Annotated in this window: 8 protein-coding genes and 1 pseudogene; 6 read left to right on the forward strand and 3 right to left on the reverse strand. The window is 71.7% G+C overall.

Translation table 11 applies throughout. The features are described 5' to 3' along the window. Positions 1-2: 2 nt before the first annotated feature. Entirely contained in the window at positions 3-887 is an 885-nt protein-coding gene (locus G569_RS0142620) for a queuosine salvage family protein (protein WP_028067932.1), read from the reverse strand. 67 nt (positions 888-954) lie between these two features. Between G569_RS0142620 and G569_RS0142625 the strand changes: the two genes are divergently transcribed. From G569_RS0142625 to G569_RS0142645, 5 genes are all read left to right on the forward strand, one after another. Next, positions 955-3144, forward strand: a complete 2190-nt coding sequence (locus G569_RS0142625; RefSeq protein ID WP_245602766.1) for an ATP-dependent helicase — start codon at positions 955-957, stop codon at positions 3142-3144. 237 nt (positions 3145-3381) lie between these two features. Continuing rightward, positions 3382-4563, forward strand: coding sequence for a xylose isomerase (xylA, locus tag G569_RS56415; RefSeq protein ID WP_053227823.1), 1182 nt, complete (start codon positions 3382-3384; stop codon positions 4561-4563). 42 nt (positions 4564-4605) lie between these two features. Then, complete coding sequence (locus G569_RS0142635; RefSeq protein WP_028067934.1) at positions 4606-5721, forward strand: sugar ABC transporter substrate-binding protein; 1116 nt, start codon at positions 4606-4608, stop codon at positions 5719-5721. Continuing rightward, positions 5718-6488 (forward strand): ATP-binding cassette domain-containing protein, encoded by a 771-nt coding sequence (locus tag G569_RS0142640; RefSeq protein WP_028067935.1) that lies wholly within the window; start codon positions 5718-5720, stop codon positions 6486-6488. The genes G569_RS0142635 and G569_RS0142640 overlap by 4 nt, the downstream gene beginning before the upstream one ends. Next, the gene (locus G569_RS0142645) at positions 6485-7756 is read left to right on the forward strand and encodes a sugar ABC transporter permease (protein ID WP_084286325.1); all 1272 of its coding nucleotides are present in this window, start codon (positions 6485-6487) and stop codon (positions 7754-7756) included. The genes G569_RS0142640 and G569_RS0142645 overlap by 4 nt, the downstream gene beginning before the upstream one ends. Here the strand turns inward: G569_RS0142645 and G569_RS0142650 are convergent. Continuing rightward, on the reverse strand, positions 7753-8928 hold the full coding sequence (locus G569_RS0142650) for an ROK family transcriptional regulator (RefSeq protein WP_028067937.1): 1176 nt from the start codon (positions 8926-8928) through the stop codon (positions 7753-7755). The genes G569_RS0142645 and G569_RS0142650 overlap by 4 nt on opposite strands. Positions 8929-9023: 95 nt before the next feature. Between G569_RS0142650 and G569_RS0142655 the strand changes: the two genes are divergently transcribed. Then, positions 9024-10169, forward strand: a complete 1146-nt coding sequence (locus G569_RS0142655; protein ID WP_028067938.1) for an MFS transporter — start codon at positions 9024-9026, stop codon at positions 10167-10169. A gap of 2 nt (positions 10170-10171) precedes the next feature. Here G569_RS0142655 and G569_RS64355 read toward each other — a convergent pair. Next, a pseudogene (locus G569_RS64355) lies at positions 10172-11337 on the reverse strand (hypothetical protein); the annotation flags it as partial.

Here is an 11337-nt window from a genome sequence, read left to right on the forward strand (position 1 = left end):
GTTCAGTAGGCGGTCGTGGGGGAGCGGTGTCGGGGATGCGCCTTGTAGCGGGATTGTGCTCCACGTGTCCAGAGGACCCAGTCGAGGTCGGCGGCGGTGGTGGGGTGCGGGTGCGCCTGGACGAGCAGTTCGACGGCGTGCAGGGCGACGGCGCGGATCTCGACCTCTTCCCGCGATCCGTGCTCGAGCAGGATTCCCTCGTCGATGCGGCGTGTCAGGTCGGGGTCGAACATCAGGACGCCGTCGATGCGCAGCACGTGGGGGACGAGGTTGTCGGCGAACAGCGTCAGGCGCTCGCGGCCTTCGGTCGGGCCCAGCCGCGTCAGGGCCAGGTCGCCGGCGACGATCTGGGCGCGCTTGAAGAAGGGGACGTCGCCGCTGGGGTAGGGGGAGACGTCGAACCAGGTCGGCCACGTGGAGAGCGTCGTGGCGAGGGCCTCGACGGTCTCGTGGGCGCGCGCGAAGGCGAGGAAGCTCGAGTCGATGCGTTCGCCCAGCTCGTTGAGGTGACGCGTGAAGTGGCCCATCAGCGGGTGCTCGGGGTCCTGGCCGAAGGTGTCGGCGACCTGTCGGCGGGTGAGCTGCCGGAGCTGCGCGGCCGTCCACGGGCCGCGGCGGCGTAGCGCGGCCTCCATCGTCCGGAAGCCGCTCAGGCCCTCGGGTTTGCGGATCGTGGGGAACCAGCCGCTGCCGAAGTTGATCGCGTTCAGTTGGAGGCTGAAGGCGGCGCGTGTCTCGTCGTCGGCGCCCTCGAGGTCCGGCGTGGGCGGGGACTCGGCCGGGAGCGCGTGGGCGTAGGCGTCGATGGTGTCGTGCTCGATGCGGACGCTCGTCGCCTCGGCGGCCACACGGGCCGCGGCGGCGCGGATGTCGTCCGTGAGCGTCACGTGCGCGGACCCTACTTCAGCCGCGAACGGATGTTCGTCCACCCGGGGCGCTAGCGTGCTTGGTGCCGTGCCGACCGACGCTGCCATCGACGCCCTGCTGGAGGGCCTGAACCCGCCGCAGCGGGACGCCGTGGTCCACGGCGAAGGCCCGCTGCTGATCCTCGCCGGAGCCGGGTCGGGCAAGACCCGCGTGCTCACCCACCGGATCGCGTACCTGCTGCGCACCGGCCAGGCCAAGCCGAGCGAGATCCTCGCCATCACCTTCACCAACAAGGCCGCCGCCGAGATGCGCGAGCGGGTCGAGCTGCTCGTCGGCCGCGCGACGCGCGCGATGTGGGTGATGACCTTCCACGCCGCCTGCGCGCGGATGCTGCGCTCCGACGCGCACCGGTTGGGCTACACCCGCCAGTTCACGATCTACGACTCCGCCGATCAGCGCCGCCTCATAAAGAAATGCCTTGACGATCTGGACGTCGACGTCAAGCGCTTCACGCCGCGCGCGATGCAGACCCAGATCTCCGACGCCAAGAACAAGCTCCGCTCCCCTGAGGACTACCGCCAACTCGTCGGCTCCTTCTTTGAGCAGACCGTCGCCGACGTCTACGAGCAGTACGAGCGCGAGCTCCACCGTGCCAACGCGATGGACTTCGACGACCTGTTGGTCCGGTCGGTGAACCTGCTGGAGCTCTTCCAGGAGGTGCGCGACCGCTACTCCTCCGCCTTCCGCTGGGTGATGGTCGACGAGTACCAGGACACCAACCACGTCCAGTACCGCTGGCTTCAGCTGTTGACGTCGGAGCACCGGAACCTGGCGGTGGTGGGCGACGACGCGCAGTCGATCTACGGGTTCCGCGGCGCGGACATCAAGAACATCCTCAACTTCACCGACGACTATCCCGACGCGCACGTCGTCAAGCTCGAGCAGAACTACCGGTCGACGCAGACGATCCTCGACGCGGCGAACGCGGTGATCTCCAACAACCGCGGGCAGATGGCCAAGCACCTGTGGACGGACGTGGGGGAGGGGGACCCGGTCCGCGTGCGCGAGATGGCCGACGAGCACGCCGAGGCGCGGTTCGTCACCGCGGAGGTCAACCGGCTCGTGGACGAGGGCGTCTCGCGGGCGGAGATCGCGATCTTCTACCGCACCAACGCGCAGTCGCGGGTGCTGGAGGACATGCTCGTGCGGGCCGCGATCGGCTACCAGGTGATCGGCGGGACGAAGTTCTACGAGCGGGCGGAGATCAAGGACGCGGTGCAGTACCTGACGTTCCTGGTCAACCCGCAGGACGGCACGGCGTTCACGCGGATCGCGAACTCACCGCGGCGCGGGTTGGGGCAGACGTCGATGTCGCGGGTGCTCGCGCATGCCGCCGCGATGGGGATCAGCGTGTGGGACGCGGCGGTCGACGACATCCCAGGCCTGGCGACGGCGGCGCGCAAGTCGCTCGAGCGGTTCATGTCGACGATGACGCGGCTGCGCGAGCGGGCGGAGGCCGGCGCGCCGGTGGCGCAGGTGCTGGCTGAGACGCTCGAGGAGTCCGGCTACAAGGAGGCGCTCGAGGCCGAGCGCACGATCGAGGCCCAGGGCCGGCTGGAGAACCTCGAGGAGCTCGTGCGGGTGACGCAGGAGTACGACGCCAACAATCCCGAGGGCAACCTCGGCGAGTTCCTGCAGCAGATCGCGCTGCTCGCCGACGCGGACACGATCCGCGACGACGAGGGCCTCGTGACGCTGATGACCCTGCACAACGCCAAGGGCCTCGAGTTCCCGATCGTCTTCATCATCGGCATGGAGGACGGGACGTTCCCGCACTCGCGCTCGATCGAGGAGGGCAACATCGACGAGGAGCGCCGGCTCGCCTACGTCGGCCTCACGCGGGCGATGCGCGACCTGACCCTGACGTACGCACGCCGCCGCGGCGCGTTCGGGGGCAGCATGGGCGGCCCGACGATCCGCTCGCGCTTCCTCGACGAGATCCCGCGCGAGCTCACCGACCAGAAGCAGCGGATCGCGGCCGGCTACCCGGCCCCGGGCCGCGTCGCGAGCTGGGCGGGCGCCGCCGCGGCGAGCGCCGAGGCCGCGCCTGAGACCGGCGACTCGGTCTTCCGGGTGGGCGAGGACGTCATCCACGCCAAGCTCGGCGAGGGCGTCGTCATCGGCCTCGAGCCGGGCGGGATCGCCGTCGTGCGCTTCGCCGCCGACGGCTCCGAGCGCAAGATGATGACGGACTACGCGCCGCTCAAGCGCCGCTGACGCGCGGCGCACGCGGCGCTGCGCGGCATCCGTAGGGCCCGGCTCGCGCAGCCTGCGCGGCCGGCTGCCCGCTGTCGTCCTTCACTCTCCCTGTTCGGTAAGAATCTGCTTAACCCGATGTCAATAGAGGATCAATTCACATGAGAACGTGAGAATTCGGCGAAAATCTCATTGAAGATTCCCTATCCGTCGATAGTCTTTGAGAACAGTTTTCATGAACGTGGAGGAGACACACAGATGACGCACACGGCCCCGGCGACCACCCCTTCAAGCGGGGCGCCGAAGCAGCGGCATCGCTTCACGTTCGGCCTCTGGACCGTCGGCAATCCGGGACGCGATCCCTTCGGCGGGCCCACCCGCGCGGTCGTCGATCCCGTCGACTCCGTCCACAAGCTCGCCGAGCTCGGGGCGTGGGGCGTGAGCCTCCATGACGACGACCTGATCCCGTGGGGCGTCGCACCCGCGGAGCGCGACCGGATCGTCGCGCGCTTCAAGCAGGCGCTCGACGACACCGGCCTCGGCGTCGGCATGGCCACCACCAACCTGTTCGGGCACGCCGCGTTCAAGGACGGCGCCTTCACCTCCAACGACCGCCGCGTCCGCCGCGCCGCGATCGGCAAGGCGATGAACTTCATCGACGTCGCCGCCGAGCTGGGCGCCGAGGTCTACGTCTTCTGGGGCGGCCGCGAGGGCACCGAGGCCGGTGTGGCCAAGGACCCGCGCCACGCGCTCGACCGCTACCGCGAGGCGATCGACGTGCTGAGCGACTACGTCGTCGACAACAGCTACGACCTCAAGTTCGCGATCGAGCCCAAGCCGAACGAGCCGCGCGGTGACATCTTCCTGCCGACCGTCGGCCACGCGCTGCACTTCGTGGAGACGCTCAAGCGCCCCGAGATGGTCGGCGTGAACCCCGAGGTCGCGCACGAGACGATGGCCGGCCTGAGCTTCCATCACGCCGTCGGCCAGGCGCTGTGGGTGGACAAGCTGTTCCACATCGACCTCAATGCGCAGCGGATCGGCCGCTACGACCAGGACTTCCGCTTCGGCGCGGAGGACCTGAAGGAGACTTTCCTGCTCGTGCGCCTGCTCGAGCGCGCCGGTTACGGCGGCCCGCTCGCGTTCGACGCGCACGCCTATCGCAACGAGAACGCCGACGGGGTCTGGGACTTCGTCCGCGGTTGCATGACCACCTACACGACCCTGGCCGACAAGGCCGCGCATTTCGACGCGCTGCCCGAGGTCCAGGAGGCCCTGGAGGCCGCCTCGACGCCCGAGCTCGCGCTCGCCTCCGTCGACGGCGATGAGGCGCAGGCGCTCAAGGACGAGGCCTGGGCTCTCGACGCGCTCGCCGAGCGCGGCTATTTCAACGAGCGCCTCGACCAGTTGCTGGTCGACGTGCTGCTGGGCGTGCGCTAGTCCGGCGCCGCTCTTCAAGAACCACCGGAGGACCCAAACCAAATGTTGAAGCGAGTGTTGGCCGCTGGCGCGGCAGGCGCCCTCATGCTCGGAGTGGCGGCTTGTGGATCGGACAATTCGTCCTCGTCCTCAGGCGCCGCCAAGAGCACGAGCACGCCGGCCTCCAAGGCTTATGTCGGCGTGATCCTGCCCGACACCCAGTCATCGGCCCGCTGGGAGAACGCGGACCGCCCGTTCCTCGCCAAGGCCTTCCAGGCCGCCGGCGTGAAGTCGGACATCCAGAACGCCAACGGCGACAAGGCGAAGTTCGCGACGATCGCCGACCAGATGCTCAACGAGGGCGTCAACGCGTTGATGATCGTCAACCTGGACTCGCCGTCCGCGGCGGCCGTCATCAGCAAGGCCCACCAGCAGGGCGTCCCGGTCATCGACTACGACCGGCTGACGCTCGGCGGCGGCGCCGACTACTACGTCTCGTTCGACAACGTCGCCGTCGGCAAGGCGCAGGGCGAAGGCCTCGTGAAGTGCATGCAGGCCGAGGGCAACAAGTCCGGTCCCGTGGCGCTCCTGAACGGCTCGCCGACCGACAACAATGCGACCCTGTTCAAGCAGGGGTACGAGGCGGCGATCAAGGGCGCGGGCTACACGATCGCGGCCGATCAGTCCGTCCCGGATTGGGACAACACCAAGGCCGGCACGATCTTCGAGCAGATGTTCACGAAGGCCAACGGCAAGTTCGTCGGCGTGGACTCCGCCAATGACGGCCTCGGCGGCGCGGTCGCCGCCGTGCTCAAGCGCAACGGCGACACCAAGACGATCCCGACCACCGGCCAGGACGCGACCGACGAAGGTCTGCAGCGCGTGCTGCTGGGCTCGCAGTGCATGACGGTCTACAAGGCCGTCAACAAGGAGGCCGACGCGGCGTCCAAGCTCGCGATCGACCTGGCGAAGGGCGACAAGGCCGCGGCCGCCGCTGCCGCGACCGGCGAGGTCGAGGACACCACGACCCACAAGCAGGTCAAGAGCGTGCTCCTGCAGCCGCAGGCGATCTTCCAAGACAGCGTCAAGGACGTCGTCAATGACGGCTTCACCACCGCCGACAAGATCTGCACCACGGCGGCCTTGAAGGCGGCCTGCACCAAGTACGGCGTGGCATGACACCGCTCCTCTCCCTCCGAGGCGTCAACAAGAGCTTCGGCGCCGTTCACGTGCTGCATGACGTCGACTTCGACGTCATGGCCGGCCGCGTGACCGCGCTCGTGGGGGACAACGGGGCCGGCAAGAGCACCCTGATCAAGGGCATCGCGGGCATCAACGCGTTCGACGACGGTCAGCTCCTCTTCGAGGGCGAGCCGGTCACCGTGCACGGGCCCAAGGACGCCAATGCGCTCGGCATCGAGATCGTCTACCAGGACCTCGCGCTGAGCGACAACCTCGACGTCGTCAACAACATGTTCCTCGGGCGTGAGCTGAAGTCCGGGCTCACGCTCAACGAGACCGAGATGGAGAAGCGGGCGGCCGAGACGCTCAAAGGGCTGTCGGTGCGCACGCTGCACTCGCTGCGCCAGAGCGTGTCATCGCTGTCGGGCGGGCAACGCCAGACGGTGGCGATCGCCCGCGCGGTGCTGTGGAACTCCAAGCTCGTGATCCTCGACGAGCCGACCGCGGCGCTCGGCGTCGCCCAGACCGAGCAGGTGCTCAACCTGGTGCGCCGGCTGGCCGATCGCGGCCTCGGTGTCGTGCTGATCACGCACAACATGAACGACGTGTTCCGCGTCGCCGATGACATCGCCTGCCTGTACCTCGGGCGGATGGTCGCGCAGGTCAAGGCGGCCGATGTCACCAACACCCAGGTGGTCGAGCTGATCACGGCCGGCCGCTCGGGCGAGCTCGGGCTGCGGCCCGAACTGGCGGCGGCCGCATGACCGCCACCCACGCAGACCCCCCGGTCTCGCAGTTCGAGGTCGAGACCACGCCCGGCGAGACCGGCATCGGCGAGGCCGCGGGCGCGTACTGGGAGCGCATCAAGGGCGGCGACCTCGGCGCGCTGCCCGCCGTCATCGGCGCGGTCATCCTGGTGATCGTGTTCGGCGTCCTGCAGCCGGACTCGTTCCTGACCGAGCAGAACTTCGCCAACCTGCTCAACCAGGGCGCGGCGATCATCGTGCTCGCGATGGGGCTCGTGTTCGTCCTGCTGCTGGGCGAGATCGACCTGTCGGCCGGCTTCACCGCCGGCACCGGCGCGGCGATCCTCGGTGTGACATTGACCGAGCACAACTGGGCCTGGCCGCTGGCGGTCCTCGTCGCACTGGCGGCGGGCGTGGCGATCGGCTTCACGATCGCGCTGCTCGTGGCGCGGCTGGGCATCCCGTCGTTCGTCGTGTCGCTGGCCTACTTCCTCGGCCTGCAGGGCGCGATGTTGTTGATCATCGGCGAGGGCGGGACGATCCCCATCCAGTCGCAGGCGATCCTCGACCTCATGAACAAGAACATGCCGGTCGCCGTCGGCTGGCTGTTCGCGGTGCTGGTGATCGCGGGGTTCGCGCTCGCCACCTTCCTGGCGATCCAGCGGCGGCGCCGGGCCGGGTTGCCGGCGCAGTCGCTGTCGGTCTGGGTGGCCAAGGTGGCCGGGCTGGCCGTCGTCGTGCTCGCGGCGGCCTTCCTGCTCAACCAGGAGCGCCAGCGGGCGGGCGCGCCGATCGTCATCCAGGGCGTCCCGTGGGTCGTCCCGGTGGTGACGGTGCTGTTCGTCGCCTTGACGTTCCTGCTCACCCGGACCGGGTTCGGCCGCCACGTCTACGCCGTCGGCGGCAACGCCGAGGCGGCGCGGCGAGCCGGCATCGACGTGCCGAACATCAAGACGATCTGCTTCATCCTCGGCTCGACGCTGGCGGTCGTGGCGGGCATCCTGCTCGCCTCGCGCGACAACTCGGTCTCGCCCACCACCGGCGGCGCGCAGACGCTGCTGTACGCGGTGGGTGCAGCCGTCATCGGCGGCACGTCGCTGTTCGGCGGGCGGGGCCGGGTCGTCGACGCGGTCACGGGCGGACTGGTCGTGGCGATCATCGCCAACGGCCTCCCGCTCGTGACCGAGAAGTCGGGCGTGCAGTTCATCATCAACGGCCTCGTGCTCCTGCTCGCGGCCTCCGTCGACGCGATCTCGCGGCGGCGCGCTGCGGCCACAGGGCGCTAACTCAGGCGCTGGGCGAGGACCTGCGGGGACTCGCCCAGCACCATCGCGGCCGCGCCGAGCACCTCGGCGCGCTCGCCCAGCGTCCCGCGCACGATCTCGACCGCCGCTCCGGCGGGCGGGATCGCGTAGCGGCGGATGGCGGTGCGGATCGGGTCCAGCACGATGTCGCCGGTCGTGGCCAGGTCGCCGCCGACGACGATCAGCTTCGGGTTCAGGAGCGTGACGAGCGTCGCCAGCGCCTCGCCGATCAGCTCGCCGGCGTCGCCGATCGCCCGCTGGGCGCCGCGGTCACCGCCGCGGGCGAGGTCGAGCAACTCGGCGACGGTGACACCGGGGCCGAGCAGCCTCGCGACGGCGCTCGGGCTGGCGACCATCTCCAGGCAGCCGCGGTTGCCGCAGCGGCAGATCGGGCCGTCGCGCGAGACCCGCACGTGGCCGAGCTCGCCCGCGATCCCGCACGTGCCGCCGAACGCGCGCCCGGCGAGCACGAGTCCGAGCCCGATGCCCGCTGAGAGTCGCACGTAGGCCATCTCGTCGACGCCCTGGCCGGCGCCGAAGACGTGCTCGCCCAGCGCGCCGAGGTTGGCGTCGTTCTCGACCCGCACCGGCAGGCCGAGCCGCTGCTCCATCTCGGTCACGGGCTCGACGCCGCCCCAGGAGGGGAGGATGCCCTTGGCGAAGACGCGGCCGGTCTCGCCGTCGACCGGCGCGGCGAGCGCCATCCCGGCGCCGATCACGTGGTCGCGGGTGACCTCGGCGCGCTCGAGCGTGCGCGCGACCATGTCCTTGGCGAGGTCCATCGTCTCGTGCGGGGCGTGGTCGACGTCGATCGCCGAGAACTCGTCGCTGAGCAGCTCGCCGGAGAGGTCGCAGACGGCGACCCGCAGGTGCTCGTGGCCCATGTCGACGCCGACCGCGAACGCCGCCCGCGGGACGAGTGTCATCAGCACGGGCGGGCGGCCGCCGCTCTGGCGCGGCGCGTCGTCCTCGTAGGGCTCGACGATCCCGGCCTTCTCGAGCTCCTCCATGAACGCCGACACGGTGGGTCGCGAGAGGCCGGTGATCTCGGCGATCGCCGACCGGCTCGAGCCCGGATGGCGGTAGAGCGCCTGGATCACGCGCAGGCGATTCGTCTGCCTCGCGTTGAACAGGTTCGTGTCCTCACCGGCCATGGGGCCTAAGCCTACGGTCCGAGAATCGAACCCGATCTTGTGGGGATAGCCGCATCCCCCGCGGACGGGGTGGGACCTAGCCTTCGCGGAGTCCGATGCGCAAGCTCCTTCTCCTCGTCTCCGCGGTGGTCCTGGTCGATACGTCGTTCTACGCGGCGATCACCCCGCTGCTTCCCGACCTGTCGGAGGAGTTCGGCCTGTCCAAGGGCGGCGCCGGCCTGCTGGCCGCGGCGTATCCGGTCGGGACGTTCGTCGGCGGCCTGCCGGGAGGCGTGCTCGCCGCCCGCGTGGGCGTGCGGCCGACGGTCCTGATCGGCTTGGCGCTGATGGTCGTGTCGAGCATCGCGGTCGCGTTCGCGAACTCGATCCTGGTCTTGGACCTCGCGCGATTCGTCCAGGGCGTCGGCGGTGCCGCGTCCTGGGCGGGCGCGATGGCCTGGCTGGCGGGCGCGGCCCCGCGCGAGCGACGCGGGCAGTTGATCGGCTCCGCGATGGGCGCCGCGATCGCGGGTGCGCTGCTCGGCCCGGTCATCGGCGTGCTCGCCGACCTGACGAGCTTCGAGCTGGTGTTCTGCGGCGTCGCCGTGATCGGGCTCGGCCTGATGGCGTGGACGCTGCGGACGCCCGCGGCGGCGCCGCTCGGTGACGGCTCCCTGCGGGGCCTGGCGGGCGCGCTGCGCAACGGGCAGGTCCGGACCGGGCTGCTGCTGATCACCGTCCCCGGGCTGCTGTTCGGGACGCTGTCGGTGCTCGGGCCGCTGCGGCTGGACGAGCTCGGTGCCACGACCGCCGCGATCGGCGCGATCTGGCTCATGAGCGCCGCTCTCGAGGCGATCGTGTCGCCGCTCGCGGGGCGCATCAGCGACCGCCGCGGGCATCTCGCGCCGCTGCTCGGCGGGCTGATCGGCGGCGCGGTGACGTTCTCGCTGCTGCCGTGGCCGGAGAGCGCGGTGGTCCTGGGCGCGCTGATCGTGCTCGGGTCGCCGGTGATCGGGCTCCTCTGGGCGCCCTCGATGTCGATGCTCTCCGACGGCGCCGACGCGGTCGGGCTCGAGCAGGGGCTCGCGTTCGGGCTGATGAACCTGACGTGGGCGACCGGCCAGGCGATCGGTGACATCGGCGGCGCCCGCCTCGGCCAGGCCGCGGGCGACGAGGTCGCCTACCTCGTGCTCTCCGTGATCTGCCTGTTGGCGTTCGTCGCGCTGCGGGCGGGCGCGGTGCGCCGGCCCGCGGCCGCGTAGCCCTACGGCGTCGCGGTCGCGGTCGCGGTCGCGGTCGCCGCTGCCGTGGCGGCCGGTGGGGCGGTCGCGGCGGGCGGTTGCGGCTTCGGCTTGGTCTTCTTGGGCGGCGGCTTCGGCGTCGGCGTCGGGTCGGGGACGGACTCGCTGAAGTCACCCGTGACGGCGTCGGGCAGCGTCTCCTCGACGGAGCCGTCGACGGCGGTCTCGCCCGGCGCCCTGCCCTTCTTCGGCTGCGATCTCGGCTTGCGCGGCTTGGAGACGGTGGGAGTGGGCGTGGCGGTGGCCTTCGGCTGAGCGGTCTTCGCGGGCGTGGCGGTCGGCGCGGCCGTCTTCGCGGGGGCGGGCGTGGCCTCCGGCGTGGCCGTCGAGGTGGGGGTGGGCGTCGCCGTGCGCTCGGGCTTGGGCGTCGGGGTCGGCGTCGGCGTCGGCGTCTCGGTCTGCGTGGGCGTCGCCGTCGGGCTCTCGGTCGGCGCCGCCGTCGGTGTCGACACGGCGAACGTCGCCGCCGCCTGGACACCCACGGGCTCCGCCGGCCCGCTGGTCACGGCCACCGCGCCCATCGCCGTGCTGCCGAGCAGCACCGCCCCGACCGCGATCTTGGCCACCAACCCGCCGCTGATCACCGTCCCGGCAACCCCGGAGACGCTCCCACCACCCGCCGCGGCACCCACGCCGGCGAGCGCACCGCCGCCGCCGACGAGGCCGCCGCTCGCGGCGCCGCCGCCGGCCGCCGCGCCAGTCGCGCCGCCGGCCGCCGCGCCGCCGACCGCCGCGCCGCCGCCGACCGCCGCGCCGCCGCCGACCGCCGCGCCGCCGCCGGCTGCCGCGCCCGCGCCGCTCGCGCCGCCGGCCACCGCGCCGCCGCCGGCCGCCGCGCCCGCGCCGCTCGCGCCGCCGGCCACCGCGCCGCCGCCGGCTGCCGCGCCCGCGCCGCTCGCGCCGCCGGCCACCGCGCCGCCGCCGAGCACGCCGCCGCCGGCCGCACCCGCGCCGCCCGCGGCCGCGCCACCGCCGGCCGCCGCACCGCCGCCACCGAGCACGCCGCCGCCGGCCGCCGCTGCGCCGGCCGCGCCGCCGCCGCTCGCAAGCACGCCGCCGCCCGCGGCGCCTCCCGCGCCCACGCCGCCCGCGACCGCATCGCTCCAGCCGTGACCGTGCGCCGCGGCGC

This window comes from Solirubrobacter soli DSM 22325, assembly GCF_000423665.1.
In the GTDB taxonomy this organism is placed as follows: Bacteria; Actinomycetota; Thermoleophilia; order Solirubrobacterales; family Solirubrobacteraceae; genus Solirubrobacter; species Solirubrobacter soli.

Coding starts and splice junctions, on each gene's coding strand:
- G569_RS0142645 (WP_084286325.1), top strand. CDS start 6,485: ATGACCGCCACCCACGCAGACCCCCCGGTCTCGCAGTTCGAGGTCGAG.
- G569_RS0142650 (WP_028067937.1), bottom strand. CDS start 8,928: ATGGCCGGTGAGGACACGAACCTGTTCAACGCGAGGCAGACGAATCGC.
- xylA (WP_053227823.1), top strand. CDS start 3,382: ATGACGCACACGGCCCCGGCGACCACCCCTTCAAGCGGGGCGCCGAAG.
- G569_RS0142655 (WP_028067938.1), top strand. CDS start 9,024: ATGCGCAAGCTCCTTCTCCTCGTCTCCGCGGTGGTCCTGGTCGATACG.
- G569_RS0142640 (WP_028067935.1), top strand. CDS start 5,718: ATGACACCGCTCCTCTCCCTCCGAGGCGTCAACAAGAGCTTCGGCGCC.
- G569_RS0142635 (WP_028067934.1), top strand. CDS start 4,606: ATGTTGAAGCGAGTGTTGGCCGCTGGCGCGGCAGGCGCCCTCATGCTC.